The sequence below is a fragment of the Mycobacteroides abscessus ATCC 19977 genome, assembly GCF_000069185.1.
In the GTDB taxonomy this organism is placed as follows: domain Bacteria; phylum Actinomycetota; class Actinomycetes; order Mycobacteriales; family Mycobacteriaceae; genus Mycobacterium; species Mycobacterium abscessus.
Genome location: NC_010397.1, coordinates 2,237,095 through 2,261,535, shown reverse-complemented (window position 1 = coordinate 2,261,535; position 24,441 = coordinate 2,237,095). Strand labels below are relative to the sequence as shown.

The 24,441-nt window shown below is 65.6% G+C and carries 22 protein-coding genes; 14 read left to right on the top strand and 8 right to left on the bottom strand.

Translation table 11 applies throughout. The annotated features are described in order from the left end of the window. Positions 1 to 238: 238 nt before the first annotated feature. From eccA to eccE, 11 genes are all read left to right on the top strand, one after another. Positions 239 to 2,101 carry a type VII secretion AAA-ATPase EccA gene (gene eccA / locus MAB_RS11395; protein WP_005091869.1) on the top strand — a complete coding sequence of 621 codons (1,863 nt, stop codon included), beginning with the start codon at positions 239 to 241 and terminating at the stop codon, positions 2,099 to 2,101. Further along, entirely contained in the window at positions 2,098 to 3,663 is a 1,566-nt protein-coding gene (gene eccB / locus MAB_RS11390; RefSeq protein ID WP_005110742.1) for a type VII secretion protein EccB, read from the top strand. Before eccA ends, eccB begins: the two co-directional genes overlap by 4 nt. After that, positions 3,660 to 7,691 carry a type VII secretion protein EccC gene (locus tag MAB_RS11385; protein ID WP_005110740.1) on the top strand — a complete coding sequence of 1,344 codons (4,032 nt, stop codon included), beginning with the start codon at positions 3,660 to 3,662 and terminating at the stop codon, positions 7,689 to 7,691. Before eccB ends, MAB_RS11385 begins: the two co-directional genes overlap by 4 nt. Next, positions 7,688 to 7,996, top strand: coding sequence for a PE family protein (locus MAB_RS11380; protein WP_005091736.1), 309 nt, complete (start codon positions 7,688 to 7,690; stop codon positions 7,994 to 7,996). Before MAB_RS11385 ends, MAB_RS11380 begins: the two co-directional genes overlap by 4 nt. Before the next feature lie 5 nt (positions 7,997 to 8,001). Further along, entirely contained in the window at positions 8,002 to 9,573 is a 1,572-nt protein-coding gene (locus MAB_RS11375; protein WP_005110738.1) for a PPE domain-containing protein, read from the top strand. Between the two features lie 60 nt (positions 9,574 to 9,633). Next, a complete protein-coding gene (locus tag MAB_RS11370; RefSeq protein WP_005058926.1) occupies positions 9,634 to 9,927 on the top strand; it encodes a type VII secretion system protein EsxS in 294 nt (97 codons plus the stop codon). Positions 9,928 to 9,949: 22 nt separating this feature from the next. After that, positions 9,950 to 10,240, top strand: a complete 291-nt coding sequence (locus MAB_RS11365) for a WXG100 family type VII secretion target (protein ID WP_005062633.1) — start codon at positions 9,950 to 9,952, stop codon at positions 10,238 to 10,240. A gap of 32 nt (positions 10,241 to 10,272) precedes the next feature. Further along, positions 10,273 to 11,136 (top strand): ESX secretion-associated protein EspG, encoded by an 864-nt coding sequence (locus MAB_RS11360; protein WP_005122576.1) that lies wholly within the window; start codon positions 10,273 to 10,275, stop codon positions 11,134 to 11,136. Positions 11,137 to 11,201: 65 nt separating this feature from the next. Continuing rightward, positions 11,202 to 12,590 (top strand): type VII secretion integral membrane protein EccD, encoded by a 1,389-nt coding sequence (eccD, locus tag MAB_RS11355; protein ID WP_005080050.1) that lies wholly within the window; start codon positions 11,202 to 11,204, stop codon positions 12,588 to 12,590. Further along, positions 12,587 to 13,972: a type VII secretion-associated serine protease mycosin gene (mycP, locus tag MAB_RS11350; RefSeq protein WP_005110731.1), complete on the top strand. Its 1,386-nt coding sequence runs from the start codon at positions 12,587 to 12,589 to the stop codon at positions 13,970 to 13,972. The genes eccD and mycP overlap by 4 nt, the downstream gene beginning before the upstream one ends. Continuing rightward, entirely contained in the window at positions 13,969 to 14,967 is a 999-nt protein-coding gene (gene eccE, locus MAB_RS11345) for a type VII secretion protein EccE (RefSeq protein WP_005110729.1), read from the top strand. The genes mycP and eccE overlap by 4 nt, the downstream gene beginning before the upstream one ends. A gap of 13 nt (positions 14,968 to 14,980) precedes the next feature. Here the strand turns inward: eccE and MAB_RS11340 are convergent, their stop codons facing one another. After that, positions 14,981 to 15,481, bottom strand: a complete 501-nt coding sequence (locus MAB_RS11340; RefSeq protein WP_005092308.1) for a TspO/MBR family protein — start codon at positions 15,479 to 15,481, stop codon at positions 14,981 to 14,983. A gap of 74 nt (positions 15,482 to 15,555) precedes the next feature. Here MAB_RS11340 and MAB_RS11335 point away from each other — a divergent pair, with 74 nt between their 5' ends. Next, on the top strand, positions 15,556 to 17,433 hold the full coding sequence (locus MAB_RS11335; protein ID WP_025269720.1) for a CocE/NonD family hydrolase: 1,878 nt from the start codon (positions 15,556 to 15,558) through the stop codon (positions 17,431 to 17,433). On the opposite strand, the gene MAB_RS11330 is transcribed toward MAB_RS11335, so the two are convergent. Continuing rightward, a complete protein-coding gene (locus tag MAB_RS11330) occupies positions 17,430 to 17,864 on the bottom strand; it encodes a pyridoxamine 5'-phosphate oxidase family protein (protein ID WP_005080057.1) in 435 nt (144 codons plus the stop codon). The two genes, MAB_RS11335 and MAB_RS11330, sit on opposite strands and share 4 nt — an antisense overlap. Positions 17,865 to 17,932: 68 nt before the next feature. Here MAB_RS11330 and MAB_RS11325 point away from each other — a divergent pair, with 68 nt between their 5' ends. Next, complete coding sequence (locus MAB_RS11325; RefSeq protein ID WP_005086484.1) at positions 17,933 to 18,817, top strand: SCO6745 family protein; 885 nt, start codon at positions 17,933 to 17,935, stop codon at positions 18,815 to 18,817. On the opposite strand, the gene MAB_RS11320 is transcribed toward MAB_RS11325, so the two are convergent. The 5 genes from MAB_RS11320 to MAB_RS11300 all read right to left on the bottom strand — a co-directional run bounded on the left by MAB_RS11320 (position 18,814) and on the right by MAB_RS11300 (position 22,982). After that, the gene (locus MAB_RS11320; RefSeq protein WP_005080059.1) at positions 18,814 to 19,911 is read right to left on the bottom strand and encodes an LLM class flavin-dependent oxidoreductase; all 1,098 of its coding nucleotides are present in this window, start codon (positions 19,909 to 19,911) and stop codon (positions 18,814 to 18,816) included. The genes MAB_RS11325 and MAB_RS11320 overlap by 4 nt on opposite strands. 33 nt (positions 19,912 to 19,944) lie before the next feature. Beyond that, positions 19,945 to 21,006 (bottom strand): ABC transporter substrate-binding protein, encoded by a 1,062-nt coding sequence (locus tag MAB_RS11315; RefSeq protein ID WP_012296523.1) that lies wholly within the window; start codon positions 21,004 to 21,006, stop codon positions 19,945 to 19,947. Next, positions 20,951 to 21,700: an ABC transporter ATP-binding protein gene (locus MAB_RS11310; RefSeq protein ID WP_005080061.1), complete on the bottom strand. Its 750-nt coding sequence runs from the start codon at positions 21,698 to 21,700 to the stop codon at positions 20,951 to 20,953. The genes MAB_RS11315 and MAB_RS11310 overlap by 56 nt, the downstream gene beginning before the upstream one ends. Positions 21,701 to 21,710: 10 nt before the next feature. After that, positions 21,711 to 22,544 (bottom strand): ABC transporter permease, encoded by an 834-nt coding sequence (locus MAB_RS11305; protein WP_005080062.1) that lies wholly within the window; start codon positions 22,542 to 22,544, stop codon positions 21,711 to 21,713. A 108-nt stretch (positions 22,545 to 22,652) separates the two neighbouring features. Beyond that, positions 22,653 to 22,982 (bottom strand): hypothetical protein, encoded by a 330-nt coding sequence (locus MAB_RS11300; RefSeq protein WP_005080063.1) that lies wholly within the window; start codon positions 22,980 to 22,982, stop codon positions 22,653 to 22,655. A gap of 276 nt (positions 22,983 to 23,258) precedes the next feature. On the opposite strand from MAB_RS11300, the gene MAB_RS11295 reads away from it, so the two are divergent. Next, positions 23,259 to 23,624: a hypothetical protein gene (locus tag MAB_RS11295; protein ID WP_005061394.1), complete on the top strand. Its 366-nt coding sequence runs from the start codon at positions 23,259 to 23,261 to the stop codon at positions 23,622 to 23,624. A 25-nt stretch (positions 23,625 to 23,649) separates the two neighbouring features. Here MAB_RS11295 and MAB_RS11290 read toward each other — a convergent pair whose 3' ends face one another. Then, positions 23,650 to 24,441, bottom strand: coding sequence for a thioesterase II family protein (locus MAB_RS11290; protein WP_005098177.1), 792 nt, complete (start codon positions 24,439 to 24,441; stop codon positions 23,650 to 23,652).

Sequence of the window (24,441 nt, the reverse complement as noted above, 5' to 3'; positions counted from 1 at the left end):
TCGCGAGCGAGTTGGTCAACTCGAACGCCCGGGTGTGGCGGCAGTCACACCGCGATGCTCGGCCCTCGATCTGGAGTACCGGCTTAACCATCTCCAACATCACGGAGCATACGCCGGCAGCAGCAGGCGATCTGTCAAAAATTTGCTGACAGCTCAAGCGAGCTACGTCAGGAACCAATCACGTTCGCGAGCCGACTACTCCAATCAGCGAGCGTGTCGATCGGGTGAAGGGCTGTAAGTGGATATTCGTGAACGAGTTGGTCAGCGCGGTTGGGCGGCCCAGGATGTGGCCTCGGCGACGCGCATCGACCCCGAATTGGAGAGCCGATTCGCGACGTGCTGTCGGGCGCTAGGCCTCTCCGTCAACGACAGGCGGCGTCCCGCCGATTTGCCGGCAGCGCGCTATGGCTTCACGTCGCTGTGCCGTACCGCTCAAGACCAGTGTGATGTGTGGGTCGGCCTCGCGGCCGCCGGCGGTGCCACCGTCGACGTCCTGGAAGCCATCTCAGAGACCACCGCCACCGCGGGTCACCTCCAGCATGCGGTCAACCTGCATCCCGGCGACCTCACCTTCACCTACGACACCGGGCTGTACCTCGAGTTTCGCGCCGGCGGCCCCGACGACTATCACCTGGCCTACGCGGCGGCACTCGTGGACAAGGGTGAGTACGACAAGGCCAACGAGCTGATCGCCGCCGTGACCGCGCGGCGCCCGGGGTGGTTCAACGCCCGGTGGGTCGCCGTCGCCATGCAGAACCGGGCCCAGCGGTGGGCCGATGTGGTCTCGCTGCTGACTCCCGTGGTCACCGATGAGTCGCTGGACCCCACGACATCCCATGCCGTGCGGATCACCCTGGGCATCGCGCTCGCCAAGCTCGGCATGGTCAATCCTGCACTGTCCTACCTCGAAGACCCCAGTGGCCCAATCGAAGTGGCGGCGACCGATGGTGCTCTCGCCAAGGCTCTGAATCTGCGCCACCACGGTGACGAGGAGACCGCTACCGAGGTGCTTCAGGATCTGTATGCCGCCAATCCGGAGAACGCCGAGATCGAGCATGCGCTCACCGATCCGAGCGTAGGACTGCACACCACGACCTCCGCCCGCATCGCCGCTCGCACCGACCCCTGGGACCCCGAAACCGAACCCAGCGAAGAGGACTTCATCGATCCCGAGGCCCATGAGCGCAAGGCGATCCTGCTGGCCGAGGCCGAGCAGCAGCTCAGCGAGTTCATCGGTCTGGAACAGGTCAAGGACCAGGTCGCCCGACTCAAGAGTTCGGTGGCAATGGCGTTGCGCCGTCAGGACCGCGGGCTCGCCGTCGGTCACCGCACGCATCACTTGGTGTTCGCGGGTCCTCCCGGCACCGGTAAGACCACCATCGCCCGCGTGGTCGCCAAGATCTATTGTGGCCTGGGCCTTCTCAAGCGCGAGAATGTCCGCGAAGTACACCGTGCCGATCTCATCGGGCAGCACATCGGTGAGACCGAGGCCAAGACCAACGCCGTCATCGACAGTGCTCTGGATGGCGTCCTGTTCCTCGATGAGGCGTACGCCCTGGTATCGACCGGCGCCAAGAACGACTTCGGTTTGGTGGCCATCGACACCCTGCTGGCCCGGATGGAAAACGATCGCGACCGTTTGGTCGTGATCGTCGCCGGGTACCGCGCAGAGCTGGATCAGTTCCTGGATACCAACGAAGGTCTGCGCTCTCGTTTCACGAGATCAATCAACTTCCCTTCATACGCACCGTCCGAACTCGTCGAGATCGCCGCGGCGATGGCGTCTGTTCGGGACAGCAAGTTCGACGAGGGCGCGGAGGCCGAGCTGCTCACCGCCTTCTCCGCGATGTGCGCCGCGGAGGCTCCGGATACCCGCGGTATCGCACGCCGCAGCATCGATGTGGCCGGTAACGGCCGTTTCGTTCGTAACGTTGTTGAACGCTCCGAGGAGGAACGTGAACACCGCCTTGATAATTCAGGCGCAGAAGAGTTCAGCGATGACGACCTTATGACGGTCACCGTCGAAGATGTGCGGGCCTCTGTCGAGGCCATCGTCGCCGGCCTTGGACTTTCGGCCTCGGGGGCGTCGGTCAAGAAATGAGCGACAATCGAGACAACAACGCGAACTCCGAGCGCCGGGCCTTCGCGTCACGCACTCCGGCCAGCGAGAACCCCGAACCGCTGAAGTACCGCCGCGGATTCGTTACCGGCCATCAGGTCACCGGGTGGCGATTTGTCATGCGGCGCATCGCATCCGGTGTAGCGCTGCACGATGCCCGGATGCTCGTGGATCCGCTGCGCACCCAATCGCGCGCCTTCGGCATGGGGGCGGTCGTCGTCGTCACCGGCCTGGTCGGATGCTTCGTGTTCAGCCTGCTGCGGCCGTCCGGTATCGCCGGAACCGACCCGATTCTGGCCGACCGTTCCACGGCCGCGCTCTATGTGCGTGTTGGTGACAACCTGCACCCGGTGCTCAACCTCACCTCGGCTCGCCTGATTGCCGGTAAGGCGGCCGACCCGACCATGGTCAAGAGCACTCAACTCGACAAGTTCCCACGCGGCAACCTGATCGGCATTCCGGGCGCCCCGGAACGCATGGTGCAGGCCAAGGCCACCGACGCCGCCTGGGCGGTGTGCGAGGCCGGCCAAACCAGCACCGATAACCGCAGCGTCACGGTCATCGCCGGCCCGCTGGATACCGACGGCGACAAGGCCGCCGACTTACCGCGCGACCGCGCCGCCGTGGTGTCCTCCGAGGCCGGCACCTGGCTGCTGTGGGACGGTAAGCGCAGTGCCCTCAATCTCGGAGATGTCGCCGTCACGAGCGCCCTCGGCTTCACGGCGCCGCCCGCGGTGCGTCCTGTCACCACTCGTCTGCTCAACGCCATACCCGAGGCTCCGGCACTCGTGATCCCCGCTATCGCGGGGGCCGGGGCGCCCACCTCCTACCCGCTACCGGTTGCGGCACCCATCGGCTCGGTGCTGGTGAGCTACTCGACCGATAACACTCCGGTGCACTACGCGGTGCTTACCGACGGCGTGCAACAGATTTCACCGGTCATCGCCTCGGCTCTGCGCAACGCCAACTCCTACGGGCTGGAGCAGCCGCCACGGCTGACCGCCGATCAGATCGCGCACCTGCCGACATCGTCGGCGATCGATACTCGCGTGTTCCCGAACGTCGCCGTTAAGCCGCTGGCCGCCGACGAGGATCCGGTGCTGTGCACACGGTTCACCAGAACTGCCGACGCCACCGCCGATTCGTGGTCACTGCTTGCGGGTTCCGTTCTGCCCCTTTCAGATTCGGTCCACACCGTGCAGCTGATCTCCCCCGCCGCCACACCCACGCGGGTAGCCATCGCCCCCGGCACCGGGTACCTGGTGCAGCCGGGTGGCCGCGGTGGATATCAGTGGATATCCGACACCGGAGTCCGCTATGGCATCGACACCGAAGCCGAGGGCGACAAGACCCTTGAGGCTCTCGGCTTGCACAAGCCGGCACTCACCATTCCCTCGTCAATTCTGGATCTGTTCGCCTCCGGGCCGTCGCTGTCACGCGCCGATGCCCTACTGGCGCGCGACAGCCTCACCCCGACCGATCGGCAGGCCGTGCCCGTCCAGACCGACACCCAACTTGCCCAGAATGCGCAGGAGTCCCGTTGAGCCGTCTCATCTTCGAACCCCATCGACGCGTAGCGCCCCCGGCAGTACCCGATGCCACGGTGACCGTCGAGGCGCCTCCGCAGCTGCCTCGGGTGGTGCCGCCCTCCTTCCTGCGGCGGGCCATGCCAGTCGTGATCGTGATTCTGATCGTCGGCATGGTGGTGGCGCTGGTGGCCTCGGGCATCCGGCTCATCTCCCCCCAGACCCTGTTCTTCCCCTTCGTGCTGCTGCTGGCCGCGACGGCGCTGTACCGCGGCGGCGGTGACAAGGTTCGGACCGAGGAGGTGGATGCCGAGCGCGCCGACTACCTGAGGTACCTGTCGGTGGTGCGCGAGAACCTGCGCACCCACGCGGCTGCGCAGCGCAAGGCGCTGGAATGGTCGCACCCGGATCCGGAGGAGCTGACCACCGTCCCCGGCAGCCGCCGCCAATGGGAGCGCGATCCCGGCGATGACGATTACCTGGTGGTCCGCGCCGGACGTCACGACGTGCCGTTGGCCAGCCCGGTGCGGGTCAAGGACATCGCCGACGAGATCGATCTGGAGCCGGTGAGCCACAGCGCTTTGCGTGGTCTGCTGGATACCCAGCGTACGGTGCGTAGTGCCCCACTCGGTATTGATCTGAACAAGGTTTCGCGCATCACGGTGTTCGGCGACGACGATATCGCTCGCGCCGCAATCCGCTCATGGGTGGCGCAGGCCGTTACCTTCCACGATCCGACACTACTGACGGTGGCCATGGCGGGCCCCGGTGTGGAAGACGCCGAATGGTCTTGGCTCAAATGGCTTCCGCACGTGGATATCAGCGGTGAGGTCGACGGCGTTGGTCCGGCACGCTATCTGCGCCGCACCGGTGCCGAGCTCTTTGAGGCGCTCACTCCGGTGCTGACCGAGCGCGAGCTCTTCGGCGCCGACTCCGGCGCTCACAAGCACCTGCTGATCATCCTGGATGATCCGGCATACGACCTGAATGGCGTCAATTCGCCGATTCCCGCGACAGGATTGGACGGAGTCACCGTCATCCAGCGGCTCGATGGCGCCGACGGCACCACCAAACTGCCCGACTACCTAAACCCCGAACGCCCTGTTTTGCAGGTCAACCGCAACGGTGTAAGCGCACGTATCGCCCGGTGGAACGGCAACGATTGGCAGCCTTACATCGACGAGGCCGATCAGCTGACGATCGGAACCGCTTCGCATGTGGCCCGTCGGCTCTCGCGCTGGGACTCAAATCCGACACATCCCGGGCTGCGATCCGCTGCCACCGGAGGCGCGACCTTCACGTCGCTGCTGGGCATCGAGGATGCTTCCCAGCTGGACGTGCCCGCGCTGTGGTCGCCGCGCTCCCGCGACGAGGAACTACGCGTGCCGATCGGAGTGACATCCTCGGGCGAGCCGCTCATGTTCGACCTGAAGGATGAGGCCGAAGGCGGCATGGGGCCGCACGGTCTGATGATCGGTATGACGGGCTCCGGTAAGTCCCAGACCCTCATGTCGATTCTGTTGTCGCTCTTGGCGACCCATTCGGCGGACCGCCTGATCGTCATCTACGCCGATTTCAAGGGTGAGGCGGGCGCCGACATCTTCCGCGACTTCCCGCAGGTTGTCGCCGTGATCTCCAACATGGCAGAAAAACGTTCTCTGGCAGATCGTTTCGCCGACACGCTGCGGGGGGAGGTGGCGCGTCGCGAGAACCTGCTCAAGCAGGCCGGTCGCGATGTGCAGGGCAGTGCCTTCAACTCGGTCCGTGAGTATGAGGAGGCCATCGCCGCAGGACACGATCTGCCGCCGATTCCCACGCTCTTCGTCGTTGCCGACGAATTCACCCTGATGCTCCAGGACCACCCGGAGTACGCCGAACTGTTCGACTACGTCGCGCGCAAGGGCCGCTCCTTCCGTATCCACATCCTGTTCGCGTCGCAGACCCTGGACGTCGGCAAGATCAAGGACATCGACAAGAACACCTCATATCGCATCGGCTTGAAGGTCGCCAGCCCCAGCGCCTCTCGCCAAATCATCGGCACCGAGGACGCCTATCACATCGAATCGGGCAAGGACCACAAGGGTGTTGGGTTCCTGGTGCCCGCTCCGGGTGCGGTTCCCATCAAGTTCCGCAGCACGTACGTCGACGGTATTTACGAACCGCCGTCAACCACCACAACCGTGGAAATCCGGGCGACCCCACAGCCCAAGCAGTTCACCGCGCTGCCGGTGGCCGCTGATCCCACGACGGTGATCGTCAAGGGCGGGTCGGATCGGCCCGCCCAGCCGGCCCGCAAGCTGATCTCGACCGTTGGCGATCAGCTCGCCAAGGTGGGGCCGCGCGCACCGCAGTTGTGGCTACCACCACTGGACACCGCGATACCGCTGGCGAGTGTGCTCGACGAGACCGGACTTCCGGCCCGACAGCTACGCTGGCCTCTCGGCGAAATCGACAAGCCGTTCCAGATGCGTCGCGATCCACTGATCTTCGACGCGACATCGGCGGCCGGGAACGTGATCATTCACGGTGGTCCGAAGTCCGGTAAGTCGACGGCACTGCAGACATTCATGCTCTCGGCCGCCGCGCTGCACTCCCCCCGCGACGTCACGTTCTACTGCATCGACTACGGCGGCGGACAGCTGCATGCACTCGACGGCCTGGCGCACGTCGGCAGCGTCGCCAGCGCACTCGAGCCCGAGCGCATCCGGCGTACCTTCGGCGAGCTGGAACAGCTGCTGGCATACCGGCAGCGATTGTTCAGAGATCGCGGGATCGCCTCGGTCAGCCAGCTACGTGCCTTGCGTGACAGCGACCGCACGCTGGACGACGGCTACGGCGAGACCTTCCTGATCGTGGACAACCTGTACGCGTTCAGCCGTGACAACACCGATCAGTTCAATACTCGAAACCCGTTGCTCGCCAGGCTCACCGAGCTGGCTAACGCCGGATTGTCGTACGGCATCCATGTCGTGATCACGACACCGAACTGGATCGAAGTGCCGCTGGCGATGCGCGACTCGCTGGGGCTGCGTCTCGAACTCAAGCTGCACGACTCGGCGGACAGCAATGTGCGGGTACCGGGCGCGCTGCGTCGGCCTGCCGAGAGCGTTCCGCACGATCAGCCGGGCCGCGGCCTGACCATGCAAGCCGAGCACTTCCTGTTCGCCGCCTCCGACGCCAAGACGGTGGATTCGGTCAACGCCAACTACCCCGGCGCCAAGGCACCTGCCGTCCGGCTGCTGCCGGCAGACCTGGCACCCGGCGCCATCGGTCCGCTGTACCCGGGGCGCGAACAAGTTGTCATCGGCCAGCGGGAACAGGATCTGGCACCGGTGGCGCTCGACTTCTCCCACAACCCGCTCTTGATGGTGCTGGGCGACACCGGATCCGGCAAGACAACACTGTTGCGTCACATCATCCGAACAGTCCGCGAGCACTCAACACCCGATCAGGTGGCGTTCACCGTCCTGGACCGGCGTCTGCATCTGGTCGACGAACCGCTGTTCCCGGAGAACGAGTACACCCCCAACATCGATCGGATCACCCCGGCGATGCTGGGCCTGGGTGCCCTACTGGAGAAGCGGCGACCACCGGCTGGGCTGTCTCCAGAGGAACTGCACAGTTGGGTGTCGCGCGGAGTCACCGCACAGCGGCACTACCTGATCATCGATGACGTGGACCAGATCCCCGATGCGCCTGCCGTGAGCGGTCCCTACATCGGGCAGCGCCCCTGGAATCCGATCACCGGGCTGCTCGCCGAGGCCCGCGAGCTTGGCCTACGGGTGATCATCACCGCACGGGCCACCGGTTCGGGCCACATCCTGATGACCAACCCCATGCTGCGCCGCTTCCATGAGTTGCAGGCCAACACCCTGATGCTCAGCGGCAGCCCGCAGGACGGGGGGCGCATCCGCGGACATCGCTTCGAGCGGCTGCCCGCAGGACGCGGAATCTTGTTGTCCGACAACGATGTTCCAACGTATGTACAGACCGTTAATCCACTCGTCAGTGAGCATGCTGCTCAGGGAAGGGAGTACCCACGATGAATCTCAACGTCGTTCCGGAAGGTCTGACCGCCACCAGTGCGGCAGTGGAGGCGCTCACCGCGCGTCTGGCCGCCGCCCACGCCGCGGCCGCACCGGTGATCGGTGCGGTCGTGCCCCCGGCGGCCGATCCGGTGTCGCTGGAAACCGCGGCGGGCTTTAGCGCCCGCGGCATCGAGCACAGCGGTGTGGCTGCCCAGGCCGTCGAGGAGCTGGGCCGGGCCGGACTCGGTGTGTCGGAGTCCGCGGCCAGCTACACCACCGGGGACATGCAGGCCGCCGCGGCGTACATGATCGCGCGGGGTTAACACCGGTGTCGGCTCCGATTTGGATGGCTTCTCCCCCCGAGGTCCACTCGGCGCTGCTGAGCGCCGGACCCGGGCCGGGCGCACTGCTGGCCGCTGCCGCGCAATGGCAGGCGCTCTCGGTGCAATACACCACTGCCGCAACGGAGCTGACACAACTGCTTGCCGCCACCGGCTCCGGGTCCTGGCAGGGACCCAGCGCGGCACAATACGTTGCCAGTCACGCCCCTTACCTGGCCTGGCTGACCCAGCAGAGTGCGATGAGCGCCACCAACGCCGTGCTGCACGAAACCAGCGCCGCTGCCTACACCACCGCCCTGGCGGCCATGCCCACCCTGGCCGAGCTGGCCGCCAACCACATGATCCACGGAGTGCTGCTGGCCACCAACTTCTTTGGTATCAACACCATTCCCATCGCGCTGAACGAGGCCGACTACATCCGGATGTGGATTCAGGCCGCCACCACCATGGGCGTCTACCAAGGTGTCTCGACTGCCGCCGTCACATCGGTGGCGCCCACGCCGCCCGCCCCGACGATCATGGCACCCGGCGGCGAAATGTCCCGCATGTCGGCCGATATGTCGGGCATGGCCGCCCAGGCACAGGCCGCCGAATCCGGTATGGCGCTAGACGACAGCGAGAGCTTCTTCGACAAGCTCATGCGGCAGATCCAGGAATTCTTCAGCGACCCACTGGGCACCCTGCAGAAGATCTTGCAGGACTTCATGCGTAATCCGCTTGAGGCGCTGGTGGCCTGGGGCCCGTTGCTGTTCTTCATCGCATACGAGGCGTTCTTCATTCCCTTCGGGTTCACCTTCTGGGGCGTCATGTTGTCGGCCCCACTGTGGCTGCCGCTACTCTTGGTGGGCTTGGCCCAGTTGGTTAATCCGGTTCCAGTCGAGGCCGATGCACCCGCCGACGAACCCGCGCCGCAACAGGCGCGAGTGGAACGTAGTTCACCTCAGCAGCAGCCATTTGCGATGGGCGGAATGCCCGGTGGCGGTGGCGCACCGGCCACACCTGCCAACGCACCGGCGACACCGGCCAACGCACCCGCTTCGCCGGCCGCGGCGGCCGCCACACCGGCTTACATGGTGTACGCGGTGCAGGAGGATCCACCGGCGGCAAGGTTTGGGCCGACGCTCAATGAGGGCAGCGGCGCCAAGGCGCCGGCGGCCGGAATCTCTGCCGCCGCCGCGGCTGCCGCCTCGGCACGCTCACGCGCGCGCCGCAAGCGCGGCGCCCGGATCAAAGATCCTGCACCGCAGTTCATGGACATGAACTCGCCGGTGGACCCGGACTTTTCGGAGCCGGCGACCCGGCACACCGCCGGAGTCGGGGCCTCGGGCCGCGGGGCTGGACAGCTTGGCTTCGCCGGCACGCTCCCCCGGACCACATCGACGACAAGCGCGGCCGGTTTGATCGAACGCGAGGCCGCCTCGGAGATGGACGGAACTCGCACCGTGCCGATGCTTCCTACCAGCTGGGGCACCGACCCCGAGCCAGACCCCGATAGAGCCCCTTCCGTGCCAGCACCGGATGAGGACTGGCCGCCCGGGGAAAGGGGGGCGAGCACCTGATCCGCCACAGAAGTACGACGCAATACACGACGAAGTAACAGAGAATAAGGAGAGCATCTTATGAGTTTGCTTGACGCACACATTCCCGCTCTGGTGGCCGCCGAGGGCACCTTCGCAGCCAAGACGGCGTTGATGCGTTCGACGATTTCGCAGGCGGAGTCGGCGGCGTTGTCGGCGCAGGCGTTTCATGTGGGTGAGTCCTCGGTGGCGTTCCAGGCCGCTCATGCCCGGTTTGTGGAGGTAGCGGCCAAGGTCAACGCGCTGCTGGATATCGCGCAGGTCAACCTCGGTGATGCCGCGGCCACCTATGTGGCCGAGGACGCCGCCGCCGCCAGCCGTTACGTCGGCGTCTAACCCCAACAGACAGGACAGAGAAATGTCGCAGATTACTTTCAACTACCCCGCGATGCTGGCCCACGCCGGTGAGATGAACACCTACTCGGGGGTGCTGACCGCACTGGGTGCTGACCTGGCCGCCCAGCAGGCCTCCCTGCAGGCGGCCTGGCACGGTGATACCTCGATGAGCCAGGCCGCCTGGCAGGCCCAGTGGAACACCGCCATGGAAGAACTCATCCGCGCCTACCGCGCCATGGGCTCCACCCACGAAACCAACACCTTGTCGATGAACGCCCGCGACATGGCCGAAGGAGCCAAGTGGGGCGCATAAACGCCCTTGGTGCTCATGCACCTGATCGTGCGATGGACCAGGCCAACCGGTCGCCGGATGCCGTCGAGCTGACGGTCGATCAGGCCTGGTTCCTCGCAGACACGTTGAGCGCCGGCACCTTTCCCTGGGTGCTGGCGGTCACCGTTCCCTTCCGAGACGAAGCACAGCGCGCCGGATTCAATGCTCAACGCGTCCAGGAACTGACCCGGGCCGGCATCCTCGAACCGGACGGCACCGTCGATCCTGCGGTGGCAGGATGGATCCGCACCGTGTGCCGCCCCGACCGTTGGCTCGAACTACGTTATGTCGCAGCAGGTTCGGAAAATCCGGATGTGATGCGAGGAATCATCGCGAGGAAGCAATCGCAGGGCCGCGCGCAAACCGTGGTATCCCTGCGCAACGCGCACCTGATCACCTTCACCGTCGTGGATGCCGACGATTCGTCGGCGCTGGTTCCCAGCGTGGTGGCGGGACTGCGTTGGCGTGCGCCCGCGCGCTTCCCCGAGTTCACCCTGCCCACCAATGTGGGCGCCAAGGCCGACGAGCAGCTGCGTTCGGGTGCCTCGCTGGCCGATGTCATGGGATACCTGGGTGTCCCCCCCGCCGCTCAGAATGTGGTGGAATCGGCGTTCGTCGGAAACCGAAATTACGTTGAAGTGGTTGCCGGACAACGTGACAGCACAACCCAGCAGACCTCAGAGGTTGGCATCAGTGTGGTCGACACCAGCGCCGGACGAATCCTCGTCAGCCCACACCGCGCGGGTGATGGCACCTGGCTGTCCACCTTCGCCCCCGGGGCGCCGTTCGCGATCGCAGTCGCCGTCGAGCAGTTGATGGCCACGCTCCCGAACGGTCACTGGTTCCCAGATGCCCGCGTGACCCGAGACTTCGATTGATGCTGTCCCTGTAATTAGTTCCCTTTTGAGCCCCACCCCCTATCGAGAGAGTCAAACGAAACACCATGTCTGACAACGCCGTGATGCCCATCGTCCGGGTAGCCGTGCTCGGTGAAGAAAAACTGACCGAAGTCGCCTTGCCGACTCAGCTGCCGATGCGCGACATCATTCCCGCGGTACACCGGATGGTCGCCCCCGACGCCACCGAGGCAACAACCCCACAACGGCTCAGCCTGGCGCCGGTGAATGGCGCGCCGTTCAGTGCCGACGCGACCCTGGACACCGTGGGCGTCGTAGACGGCGACTTGCTGACCCTGCGCCCGACTCCTGCCGGACCTGCGGCGCCCGGCATCGTCGAAGACATCGCGGACGCAGCAGTCATTTTCTCCGAATCACGCAAGCGCCCGTGGGGCGCAGAGCACATTGCCCGGGTCGGCCGCTTTGGGGTCCTCGGCTTGATCGCAGCGGCAACGATTCTGGCCATTGTGCACAGCATCCGCACCGGGTCGTCGTTGAGCCTCGCCGGTTTGGCCGTTGTCGCGGTGGCGGCCGCGATCGGAGCATTGGTGGCACACGTGCGTTCTGCCCGCCTGGGAGCTGAGCTGGCGGTTGCCGCGCTGGTGCCGATCGCCGGCGCCCTTGCTCTCGCCGTTCCCGGTAGTGGGCTGGCGCCGCGTGTTCTCCTCGGTGCCGCCGGGGTGGCCGCGTGGTCACTGATCTACCTGATTGTGGCGCGTCAGCTGATTGCCTTCTTCACCGCGACCACGGTGCTGTCGCTGGGCATCGCCGGTGCGGCGGGCGCCCACGTTCTGTGGCACCCCTCGCTGCTCGTGGTGGGCTGCGGTCTGATCATCGTGGCGCTGCTGGTTACCGTGCGTGCTGCCCAACTGTCAGCCTTCGCCGCGCGCTTCCCGCTGCCGACCATCCCCGCTCCGGGTGATGCGACCCCCTCTGCTCCAGCGATGTCGGTTCTGAAGGATCTGCCGCGTCGCGTTCAGTTGAGTGACTCCCACCAGAGCGGATTCATTGCGGGCGCTTCGATTCTGGCCATCCTGGGATCGCTGGCCGTGGTGGGTGGCGCCGCACCGGCAAGTCCGTGGGCGTGGTACCTGGTAGCCGCGGTAAGCGCTGGCGCGGCACTGCGTGCACGAGTCTGGGATTCGGCGGTATGCAAGGCGTGGCTGCTGGCGGTTCCCTTCCTGGTATCGACCGCACTGCTGGTGATCTTCGCCGTCGAAGACCGCTACACCGGCGCCCTGGTGGCGCTTGGCGTGCTGGCCTTGCTGGTCGCCGCGGTGGCGGTAGTCGTGTTCAACCCGAAAATCGGTGAGGCGGAGAGCTACTCACTGCCCAGCCGTCGGCTCCTCGGATTCCTCGCCTCGGGTATCGACGCCTCGCTGCTGCCGGTCATCGCGTACCTCACCGGACTGTTCAGCTGGATCCTCAACCGATGACACATTTTATCCGCGATGCGCCGCGCGCGCGAAGAGCATTGGGCGGTGTCGTCGCCGCAACGCTACTGGCGCTGTCCCCCGTGGCAGCCCCTGTTGCCGGCGCAGTGATTCAGCCGGAAGCAGATCCCGCCGCGTTGCCCAAGGATTCGTCCCCCAGCGCAACCGCGGGCATGCAATCGTCCGCGTGCAGCACCACGGTGTTACTGCCCGGCACGGGCACCAGCGGCAAGCCGTCGCCAGAGTTCGAGGAGGCGTGGCGCTTTTCTCGCGGTGAGGGGCAGAGCGTCGCGATCATCGACACCGGCGTCAAACCCAGTGCGCGACTGCACGTCGAACCCGGGGGCGATTATGTCCAGTCAACGGATGGGCTCACCGACTGCGACGGGCACGGAACCATGGTGGCCGGAATCATCGGTGCCCAGCCCGGGCCCGATGGATTCTCCGGTATCGCGCCCGCCGCCAAACTGATCTCGATCCGCCAGGAGTCCTCCAAGTTCTCCCCACGACTCACCGCGGGAGGCGATCCGTCCACAAACGCCGCTACCCAGTACGTCAATACCCTGGCACGGTCCATCGTGCATGCCGCAAACCTCGGCGCCCGCGTGATCAACATTTCTTCGGCCGAGTGCGTTCCGGCGGCCAAGCCCATTGACCAAGCCGCGCTTGGGGCGGCGTTGCGCTATGCGGTCGCCGAAAAGGACGCGGTCGTCGTGGCCGCCGCGGGCAACACCAGCGGCGGCAGCGCCAACTGCCAACAGAATCCGTTGACCGGTTCGGGCGCCGACCCACGGAATTGGTCTGGGGTGGAGTCGGTATCGGTGCCATCCTGGTGGCAGCCGTACGTGCTGTCGGTGGGTTCGGTGGGTATCGACGGAAGCCCGTCGAAGTTCACCATGGCCGGGCCCTGGGTGGGCATTGCGGCAAATGGCGAGAACGTGACCTCGCTGTCCAACGACGCTGAGGGCGGTTTGGCCAACGGCATGATTGGCCAGAACGGAAAGCCGGTGCCCCTCTTCGGGACCAGCTATGCGACAGCATACGTAGCGGGTGTGGCTGCGCTGGTACGTAGCCGCTATCCCGAATTGACTGCACCGCAGGTTATTTCGCGGCTGCAAAGAACAGCCCGAGACGCGGGCCGATCGCCGTCCAATCTGGTGGGAGCCGGAACGGTGGACCCGGTGGCCGCGCTTACCTGGGAGGTCCCCGCGGACGGGAACGCATCTAGTGGCCCGGGCGCCCGTGCGGTCGTCCCCCCGCCCCCTCCCACCCCGGAAAATCCACTTCCCCGGCGGCTCGCCTTCCTGGGCGCCGGTGTATGCCTGATCGCGGTGGTCGTCGTCGCCGCGCTCAGCGCGCGTCGCAGACAGGAGAGCACTGAGTGAGTACCCATGCGAGTAAGAAGTTCACGTTTTATCGACCACCCGTGCCTGGAACGCTGCGGCTGACACTGATCGCCACGCTGGTTGCCGCGGGTGCTTTCGCGCTCTACCGCCGCGACCCAGCCGACCGCTGGATCGCGATCACTGCTGGTGTGTTGGCGCTGGTGTTACTGGTGTGGTGGCGCGGCACCTTCCTCACCGACATCCTCGGCCGGCTCACGAAGATGCTGGCCCGCAGGGTCTCCGGCCGGGCTCCCGCCGACGCCGCACCAGTCGTCGCCGTGGGTGTCGACGCGCGTAGCACGGTCGTCCTTGAGCTGACGGCGAGTCCGTCCGGTGAGGACGTACCCGTCGGCCTCCTGGCCGGTTACCTTGATCGCTACGGCGTACGGTGCTCGTCGATCCGGATCACCACGACTGATGTCGATGGCGCCGCCAGCAGGACCTGGGTCAGCTTGACCTTGAGCGCGGCGGACAACCTCACCGCGCTGCAGGCACGTTCGGCTCGTATCCCCTTGCGTGAGACCGCCGATACCGTGGCGCGGCGCCTGGCCGATCACCTGCGCGAACTGGGCTGGCACGTCACCGCGACGGAAGCTCCGGAAGAGCCGCTCTCCCCGGAGGCCAAGGAGGGTTCGCGTGGTATGAGCGATGACCATGGCTACCTGGCCGCCTACCGGGTCGCGGTGAACAACGACCTGTCCGAAACGCTGGACAATGTCGGAGACGCCGGGCTACCCGAACGCTGGACGGCCCTTGAGCTCACCGGCACCACCGATGCGCCGCGTCTGACGGTGGTGTGCGCGCTGCGTACCCAGGACAAGCCAGCCGCCCACGCACCGTTGGCAGGACTGACACCGTGCTGGGGCGAGCACTTGCTCGTGCTGCGGTCACTGAACCCGCTGTCGTCCAAGACCCTGGCTGGGGCGGGCGCCGCCGTCACCGCGGAATTTCTTGACGGCCTCACTCAGCGGGACCAGGAGCCGGCGCTGGTCTGATGGCCAGCGCCGCTCAGACGGCCGCGGTATTGAGTTGCCAGACCGCGAAGTTCAAGCACGCGGCGAACGTAGTCCACACCAGATAGGGCAACAACAGCACAGCCGCGGCTCGACTACGAACCCAGAACAGCGCGATCGTCACCAGCAAGGCGATCCACAGAACGGCGATCTCCGCCAGCGCGGCACCACGCCAACCGAGACCAAAGAACAGCGGTGTCCACAGCGCGTTCAGCACCAGCTGTATCCCGTAGGCGGTCAGCGCACTGGCGGGTACCGGCGGACGCGTGCGCCACACCAACCAGGCCGCGACACCCATCAGCACGTACAGCACCGTCCACACCGGGCCGAACACCCAGGCGGGCGGCGCCCAGGACGGCTGCGCGAGCACGCCGTACTGTGCCGCCGCGTTCGCGGACGCTAACCCTCCCACCCCCGCCGCTACCGCGGCGGCCGCCAAAGAGATGCCCAGCGCGGGGATGTCATTAGGGAGTCGTGGCGATACTCGATCCGTCATCCCGGGAATCTATCGGGTAACTCCGCCCTCGGTACCCTTTCTGGGTGTGCGCAGCATCGGCCAGACGTTTGGGAATATTCGCCATCACGCTGAGCCTGGTCCTCACGGGGTGTGCTCAGGGCACCACGTTCAACTCATGGCCACCTTCGGATGACCGGGGCCCATGCGCGGTCGCCAAGAAATCCGATGTGCCCGCCACCATGCGCGACGGCACCATCCTGCGTGCCGATATCTACCGCCCGAAGCTCAAAGACCCGGTGCCGGTCATCTTGATGCGCACTCAGTACGGCAAGGACACCGCACAAATTCAGCCGTCGCGATTTCGCACCCCGGATTGGTTCGCCTCTCACTGCTATCTGGTGGTCGTACAGGACGTGCGAGGGCAGGGCACTTCGGACGGCATTTTCACCGAGTTCGGCAATGACGGCGACGACGGCTATGACACCGTGGAGTGGGCGGCAGGGCTTCCCGGCGCCACCGGCAAGGTCGGCATGTACGGCTCGTCGTATGTGGGTGCGACCCAATGGCTCGCCGCCACCACGACTCCCCCACACCTGACGACCATCGTCCCCTCCAACACCGCATCCGACTACTACGACGGCTGGACCTACGAGGGCGGCGCGTTCCGGCTCGGGTTCGTGCAGCCGTGGGCCATGGGTACGATCGCCACCACCGCGGCGAAGAACCGGGCCGACCTCGCTGCCCTGGAGCAGCTACGGGCCGCCGCGGCCGAACGCGGCCGTTGGCTCAATCACCTTCCCTACCAGGATCTTCCACCGATGCAACCCGGAGACCCCCGGGTGGCTCCGTGGTACTTCGACTGGATCCGGCATTCGACCCGGGACGACTACTGGAAGCGTTGGAGCATCAGGGACCGGTATCAGAATGTCACGGTTCCGGTGCTGCATTTCGAAGGCTGGTACGACGCATTCCTACGCGGGGGTCTGGAGAACTTCGCAGGCATGACCGCCAGGGGCGGTTCGCCGGGGGCACGGCGCTATCAGCGCATGGTCATCGGCCCGTGGGATCATCTGGCCTGGGGGCGCGAATCATCAAGCCCGTCACCGCTGTTGAAGGGACTGGGGCCGGGCGCCAACAGCCCCGTCAACGAAATGCAGCTAGCGTGGTTCGATCATTTCCTCAAGGGCTCGGACAATGGCGTAGCGACCGAGTCGCCGCGGCTCGACTATTACCTGATGGGAGCCAACCGCTGGAAGCACGCGTCCGCTTGGCCCCTACCTCAGACGAATTGGACCGTATACCACCTTGGCGGGCGCGGCACGCAGCACAACGGGACACTGCGTGACTCGGCTGCCGCGCACGACGCACCCGATGTCTATCTCTATGACCCGGCCAATCCAGTGCCGAGCGCCGGCGGACACTCCTGCTGCGCCGCCGAGAGCGCACCGCAGGGCCGCTACGACCAGCGCGCCGTGGAGCAGCGGCCGGATGTGCTGACGTACACCACCGAGCCACTGAGCACCAATACCGAGATCACCGGCCCGATCAGTGTCGACCTATGGGCGTCGTCGTCGGCGCCAGACACCGACTTCACCGCGAAACTTGTTGCCGTGCAAGCCGATGGCACAGCGGCGAACCTCAACAACGGCATCGTGCGCACATCCTTGGCCCAATCCCTGTCCGAGCGCCGTCTGATGCCGATAGGCCAGCCCCATAAGTACCACATCGACATCTGGCCGGTGAGTTACCAGTTCCGCACCGGCGAGCGCATTCGGCTGGAGATCTCCAGCAGCGACTTTCCGCAGTACGCCCCGAATCCGAACACCGCCGCACCGTTCGGGCGGAATGCCGAGCTGCGCACCGCGACACAAATAATCCTGCACGATGCGGCGCACCCGTCAACGCTCACCCTGCCGGTGATACCGGCCGGTGACCCGGGAACCGAGACCTTCCCGATGCCCCGCCGACCGGATGACCCACCCGGAAACTAGCCCCAGTTCTCCGGGCCGCCGAGGTCCGCCGAGAGCCAGTGCTCCGGCGAGACGTACACAGCGATCTGCTCACCGTAGCTTTCGGCGTATTTGAGGTAGCCCTCGAGCAGTTCCTCCGGGATGTAACGCGCGGCCACCTGCCGATGCTGGTCGTGTGCCAGGGCCCCGATCTTGGTCACCGGGCCCTCCACGCTGACATAGCGCACCGTCGGCCGCTCACGATCCACCATGAGGGTCAACCGGCCCGCCGCCTCGATCAGCCGATGCTTGCGCGATCCCTTGCCGGTCGGAATCCACAGCTCGCCACCCGCAGTGTAGTAATACCAGATCGGCACGGTCAGCGGGCCGCGGCCCACCCCGGCACTCACCGAGATCGCCGCCACATGGGGCTCAGCCAAAAATGCCTGTCGTTCTTCCAAACTCAATCCCATGACACAACCCTACGAGCCCCCACCGACACCTGCGGCGGCTTGGAAACAGCGCGTGGTTCACTGAATTCATGGCCCGTTCAGCAGTCCTGGCACGTCGGCTCTACGAGCGCTTTGAGCCCGTGCACGGAATCGTCTACTTCGCCCCGGAGGCACGTGCCGCCGTCGAGGATCTGGGATATCGCGGCTTCTGGCGTGGTTACTTCGCCACTCGCTCAGCACCCCTGGGTAGGGCCGACGCCCGCGTGGTGCAGGCCATCTTCTACAACTTCGCCTCCTTCCGCGTGCGCAAATCGCTCGACGGCGCCTGGGACAGCATCAGCCCCGCGCAGGCCCTGGCGGTCCGGCAGGCCGGCGCCGTCGCCGCGTTGCGCCGCTATGGCTTGACCGACGACGAAAACCTGCGCACTGCCGCCGAACTGCTCGGCAGGGCCGCACACGAGGCCTCGTCATCCGGCCGTCCGTTGTACGCGGCGCTCACCACCGTTCCCTGGCCGGACGAACCCGTGGCAGCGCTCTGGCACGCCGCCACACTGCTTCGCGAGCAGCGCGGAGACGGCCATGTTGCCGCGCTGGTCGCCGCCGGCATCGGCGGCCGCGAATCCAACGTGTTCCACGTCGCCTCAGGGCGGGCCACCAAGGACACCATCATGCGCAGCCGCGATTACGACGAGGAGGAATGGGGCGAGGTCGAAGCAGAGCTGACCCGGCGCGGCCTGCTCGAGGGGGGTGGCCTCAGCCCGTATGGCGCCGCGGTGAAAGCCGACATCGAAGACCGAACCGACCGGGCCTTCCTACCGGTGCTCGATGTCCTCACCGATGCCGAACTGGAAACGCTCTTCCGATCCCTCACCCCCGTCACCCGGCAGGTGATCGCGGCCGGTGACCTGCCGGCCTCTACCCCGATGGGACTGCGCCGCAACGATCTCGACGACGACAGTGCCCATCTGACCTAGGCGGCGAGTGCACCCCGCTTCTTCAACAATGGAAGCACGCCCTCGGCGAACCAGTAGGCCTCCTCCAGATGCGGATATCCGGACAGGATGAACTCGTCAAACCCGAGCGCGTGATACTCGGAAATCAGGTTGGCGACCTCTTCGTGGCTGCCGACCAACGCTGTACCGGCACCGCCGCGCACCAGGCCGACCCCCGCCCACAGGTTCGGATAAATCTCCAGTTTGTCGAGGCGGCCACCGTGCAGGGCCGTCATGCGGCGCTGCCCTTCGGATTCGGACTTCGAGTGCAGTGCCGTCGCCTTGGCTATCTGATCGGGGGTCAATTCGCCGACCAACGAATTGGCCACCGCCCAGGCCGCTTCCGATGTATCGCGACTGATGGTGTGCAGGCGAATACCAAACCGCAGGGTGCGGCCGCGTTCCTTCGCCAGCGCACGCACGGCCTCGATCTTCGCGGCGGCGGCAGCGGGGGGCTCACCCCAGGTCAGATACACGTCGACATGGTCGGCCGCGATCGGCAGCGCCGCCGGAGAAGATCCACCAAAGTACAACTCCGGCAATGGGCTTGGCGGCTCCGACACCCGCGCATCGGTCACCGTGTAGTGCTTTCCGGAAAAGTCGACGGGACTGCCCCGCCAGATATCCCGGACGATTTGCAAGAACTCCCCCGTACGTTCGTAGCGCTCATCGTGCGTGAGCCAATCGCCGAAACGTCGTTGTTCGGCGTCATCTCCGCCGCTGACGACGTTGAGGAGCAGCCGGCCGTTGGAGAAGCGTTGCAGAGTCGCCGCTTGTTGTGCGGCAAGCGTCGGCGGAACCAGGCCCGGACGGAAGGCCACCAGGAACTTCAACCGTTCCGTCTGATCCAGCAGCCCTGCCGCGGTCAGCCATGCGTCTTCGCACCAGGTTCCGGTGGGGGTCAGCACCCCCTCGAAGCCCAGCCGGTCCGCTGCACGTGCGACCTCGCCGAGATAGCGCAGGCTGGGTTCCCGATACCCCTCCGGAACTGTGTGATGCGTCGACGCGTGTGAGGCGCCCACAATCGAACGGCTGTCACCGTTGGTGGGGAGAAACCAGAAAAACTTCGCGGCCAAGGGAATTGCCTTCCTTGTGAGGAAAAATGCGGGTTATTGGGAAGGGGTGAAGAACTGCTTGAGCACGTTGTCGAACCGGCTGTCGATAAAATCGGAAAAGGTGGGCTTGCCCTGAATCTGACCCGACTGCGCGAAGAGGTCCGCCAGCTGCTGCTCCGAGGCGCTCACCTCCGCGTTGAGCGGTATCGGCAACCGCAAGCTGCGCGACTGCGCAAGCTCTCCCGCCGCCGGATCGATTCCTATCGCGGCGGCGTACTTTCCGTACCACTCCTGAGGATGAGCCCTGGCCCATGCGCTGGCCCGCGCAATGCGCTGCACCACATCCGACAACGCGGTGTTGCGCTGAGCATCACGTAGGGCAACCTGCGAGGCGACCCCGAATCCGTATCCGTTCGAGACGCCGGTCGCGGTGACGAGAGTGCGAACCTTCAACTGCTTCTGGGCCAGCGCCGTGTACGGGTCCCAGATGGCCCAGGCGTCCGCCTGACCTTGGCTCAGCGCGGTGAACGCATCGGCTGGCTGCAAGAAGACCGGCTGGATGTCCTTGATGGTCAGATTCGCCTTCTGCAGCTGAAGCAGCAGATGGCCGTGCGCCGAACTGCCCTTACCGACGGCCACCTTCTTGCCGCGCAGGTCGGCCACCGATCGGATAGGCGAGGCATCGGCAACCAGGATCTGATCACCGGAAGCATCGTTTGTGTACCCGGATACCACCTTGATCCTGGCCTTCGAGGCTGCACCGAAGATCGGCGGCGTGTTCCCGGTGACGGCGAAGTCGATCTTGCCCGCGGTCAGCGCCTCGATCTGTGGAGGACCGAAAGTAAAGGTCGAGAATTCGATCTTGTAGGGCACATTGTCCAGCTCCCCCGCCGCCCGCAACAGTGACTCGGTGCCGCCCTTCTGATCACCCACGCGCAGCGTGAGATTCGAGAGCCCCGACAGCGGAACAAGCGCCGGCGCGGCGGCATCACCCTTGTCGTCACGTCCGGTGGTGCAGGCCGTCAACGACAGCACCACCGCGGTCGCGCTGACGATCGACTTAAACACCCAACTGTGCAAGGAGCTCTCCTCGGTGGTTCTCGGTTTCGGCGTCATGCTTCCCCCGGGGTTTACGCGGATTGCGGATGCGCAGGGTGTGCGCCAGCCGGCCCTCGTCGAGCACCAGCACGGTGTCGGCAAGCGATATCGCCTCGTCCACATCGTGAGTGACCAGCAATACTCCGAAGCCGTGCTGCTCCCACAGATTCAGCAGCAGGCGGTGCATCGAGAGCCGGGTCAGCGCATCGAGGGCGCCGAAAGGCTCGTCGAGCAGCAACAGCTGCGGTTCCGCGACCAGAGCGCGGGCCAGCGAAACCCGCTGCGCCTGCCCACCGGAGAGTGTCAGCGGCCAGGCCTGTGCCTTATCCGCGAGGCCGACCTCGTCCAGTGCCCGATCAACGCGCGAAAGCGCCTCATCCCTGGACAATTTGGTCCGAGTGAGGCCGTACAGCACATTGTCACGCACTGACCGCCACGGAAAAAGGCGCGGCTCCTGAAAGGCAACCGCAGGCGCCCCCAGCACCTTTCGTTCGCCGGTATGGTCTCCAGCCAATCCGGACAGCACCCGGAGCACCGTCGACTTGCCGGAGCCGCTGCGACCGACCAGCGCCACGATCTCACCGCAGCCGACCCGCAGCGAGACGTCGTCGAGCACGCGGTTGCGCCCGTACCATTTGGTCACCGACGTCAGTTCGGCCGCAGCCGTGGTGGAGTGCGGCGACAATTCGGTGACCTCGAAGACCGCTGTCATGATTGACCTTTCATGATCGGTATCGCAGCGCACGCCGTTCCAGCACACGCACGATGGCGTCGGTGACAATGCCCAGCAACGCGTAGACCACCAAGCCGAAGATGATGACGTCGATACGAAGGAAATCGCGCGCGTTGTTGATGAGGAATCCAACGCCGGCGTCGGCATTGATCTGCTCGGCGACGATGAGCGTGAGCCAGGACAGCGCCAAAGACTGGCGCAGTCCCACGAGCACCTGCGGGGTCGCACCGGGAATGACGATGACCCGCAAGCGCTGCCAGAAGGAGAAACCCAGTACCTGAGCGGTTTCGAAGAGTTTGGGATCCACCTGCCGAATCGCGGACGTGGTGTTCAGGTATAGCGGGAATGCCGCTCCGAGCGCCACCATCAGCACCTTGGGCAGCTCACCGATGCCGAACCACACAATGAACAGCGGGATGAGTCCGAGATGTGGCAATGCGCGGATCATCTGCATGGTGGGATCTACCACGGCATCGGCAAGCCGGGACAAACCGACCGCAGCACCCAGCACCACCCCGATCACACCGCCCAGCAACAGACCTTCGGCGGCACGAACTCCCGAGACCCGCAGCGCCTCGGCTAGCTGTCCGTTGGCGATCAGCTCGAATCCGGCGCGAGCGATCGTCGATGGCGCGGGCAGGATATCGGGGTCGATCAGCCCCCATGCACTACCCGCCTGCCAGATCAGCAGCACGGCGAGCGGCGAGAGAAAACGGACAATCTCCCAGCGCCGCTCTAAGACCCACTCCCGCCGGGATGGGCCGGATTCAGGAGCGTCGGAGTCAGTCGCCGCAGCGGCCACCAACGTATTACGGGTGGTCATGAAAAGCTCGAGAATCCTTACGGGTCGGCGGCGGTATCGGCAGTTTCTGACAACCTATGAGCGCGTTCAGATCCCGTGAAGAGTTATGCGCGAGCAGACGTAAAAGAACTAACGCCAGCCGTCGGCAGCCTTGGCGGCCCGCAGCAGCTCCTCGCACAGCTGGCGCAACTCGTCCTGCGTCGCACCTTCCTCCACAGCGGTTGCGACATCCTCGGCCGCACATCGGGCCTGATAGACCCGATCGGCCAGGTCGGCGGCTTCGTCAGCGGTGAGCACCACCGCATCCGCGGGTACCGAGGTGCCCTTGACCGCCGCCCGCTGCTCGTAGGCACGCTGTCGGCAGGACTGGCGGCAATACTGGCGTCGCCGACCCAGCTCGGCGTCGTCGACTTCACGCCCGCACCACTTGCAGGGCTGAGCGTGTTTGCGACGTGCCACGTGCAGCAGCGTAGTGGTGGGCCGTTTCCCCGTTCACGCACGGCCCCGGTGAAACCCACGCCGCTCGGGCGGCGCATCGTGCCCGTCGGGCAAACTCGTTGCGGTCGCACCCACGCCCACACTGCCCCCGGCAACGCTACTGGTAGACCCGCATGGCGGCCGCCGGTTCGCGCCGCCCTACGTGAACGAGCGCAATTACCGCAATTGCCTGGAAAACGGCTTCCGTTGCGCTAATCTTGCGAGATCACAGCGGCATCCAACGTCGGAGGTTGTGCGATGAAGAAGATCACCATGCTCGGGCAGGCCGTGTTAGCAGCGAGCATCATCGCCGCGCCGGTCGCGATCATGAACGCGGCGACAGCGTCGGCACAGCCGACACCGGCCCCCGCGGATGTGTGCTTCGACGGGCCGTACCCCTCACCCCCACCGCCGTGGGGCCCGGGAACCGTCACCGGCTGCGTCAACCCGGACAGTTGGTTCGACAACTGGGGCTGGCGGTACGGAGGACGCGATTGGCGCGGCGAAGGCGGGCGACTGCCCGCCCCGGCCCCCAATTGGAAGTATGTGGGCCCGGGCTGCCAATACTCAAGCAACCCGAACTGGCAATACACCGGACCGGATTGCCAACGCGAAAACCCGTAGCCGGTACATGACGCGTCCCCGGCGGCTACGAGAACGAGCCGCTGAGGGCGAACTCGGCTTCATGGGTCAAGATGGTCGAGAGGGCCTGCGGGTTGGCCCAGTAGAAGTAGTGTCCTCCCGTGACGAGGATGCTGGTGAATTCCCCTTGGGTGTAGGGGGCCCAGCGGCGTGGTGGTGCGAACTTGGGGAGCACCTCGTCGTCCTTGGCGCTCACCTCGGTGATGGGTGTGGTGATCCGGCGCCGTGAAATCGATTGCAGGCCAAGGCTGAAATCGATCACCGCGTGTAGCCGCGCCTGCGCCAGCAATGATTCGTCCGCTATCTTCTTCGGTGGCCACGCCCCGCGTTGCTCGTCGTTGGTGAGTCTCCAGAGCGCATGCTGTTGCGGGCTGTGCCCCCGGGTCTTGGCGTATAACGCGTCCATTCGCCACAGCGACGGATGCCCACTCACCACCGGAATGAACCGGCCCACTTCGAAGTCCCGCGCCTGGAGCGCCTGGCATACCGCATATCCGAACAAGCCACCAAAGCTCTTGCCCGCCAGCACCGGTCGACGGCAGCCGAGTCCGATAATCGCCGACGCGCACTCATCGGCAAGTACCCGAAGTTTCTCCGGGGGCGGTTCCTGCGATCGCGTGCTGCGCCCCGGCATTCGCCAGACCCCGAAGTTGACGCCCGCCAGATATGGGACGAGGTGCTGCTCGCCGGCGTGGTTCGCCCCGGCACCCGGGAAAAACAGCACCGTGGGCAGAGACTGCTGATAGGGCCTTGGCCACCACCAGCATTCAAGCGGAGCAGGGGGCTGGATAACAGTCAC

What these genes read in the sequence shown, in the direction of transcription:
- MAB_RS11315 (WP_012296523.1), bottom strand. Translation starts at nt 21,006, where the DNA reads ATGACGCCGAAACCGAGAACCACCGAGGAGAGCTCCTTGCACAGTTGG.
- MAB_RS11295 (WP_005061394.1), top strand. Translation starts at nt 23,259, where the DNA reads ATGAAGAAGATCACCATGCTCGGGCAGGCCGTGTTAGCAGCGAGCATC.
- MAB_RS11325 (WP_005086484.1), top strand. Translation starts at nt 17,933, where the DNA reads ATGGCCCGTTCAGCAGTCCTGGCACGTCGGCTCTACGAGCGCTTTGAG.
- MAB_RS11340 (WP_005092308.1), bottom strand. Translation starts at nt 15,481, where the DNA reads ATGACGGATCGAGTATCGCCACGACTCCCTAATGACATCCCCGCGCTG.
- MAB_RS11360 (WP_005122576.1), top strand. Translation starts at nt 10,273, where the DNA reads ATGGACCAGGCCAACCGGTCGCCGGATGCCGTCGAGCTGACGGTCGAT.
- MAB_RS11330 (WP_005080057.1), bottom strand. Translation starts at nt 17,864, where the DNA reads ATGGGATTGAGTTTGGAAGAACGACAGGCATTTTTGGCTGAGCCCCAT.
- eccD (WP_005080050.1), top strand. Translation starts at nt 11,202, where the DNA reads ATGTCTGACAACGCCGTGATGCCCATCGTCCGGGTAGCCGTGCTCGGT.
- MAB_RS11365 (WP_005062633.1), top strand. Translation starts at nt 9,950, where the DNA reads ATGTCGCAGATTACTTTCAACTACCCCGCGATGCTGGCCCACGCCGGT.
- mycP (WP_005110731.1), top strand. Translation starts at nt 12,587, where the DNA reads ATGACACATTTTATCCGCGATGCGCCGCGCGCGCGAAGAGCATTGGGC.
- eccB (WP_005110742.1), top strand. Translation starts at nt 2,098, where the DNA reads ATGAGCGACAATCGAGACAACAACGCGAACTCCGAGCGCCGGGCCTTC.
- MAB_RS11310 (WP_005080061.1), bottom strand. Translation starts at nt 21,700, where the DNA reads ATGACAGCGGTCTTCGAGGTCACCGAATTGTCGCCGCACTCCACCACG.
- MAB_RS11370 (WP_005058926.1), top strand. Translation starts at nt 9,634, where the DNA reads ATGAGTTTGCTTGACGCACACATTCCCGCTCTGGTGGCCGCCGAGGGC.
- MAB_RS11305 (WP_005080062.1), bottom strand. Translation starts at nt 22,544, where the DNA reads ATGACCACCCGTAATACGTTGGTGGCCGCTGCGGCGACTGACTCCGAC.
- MAB_RS11380 (WP_005091736.1), top strand. Translation starts at nt 7,688, where the DNA reads ATGAATCTCAACGTCGTTCCGGAAGGTCTGACCGCCACCAGTGCGGCA.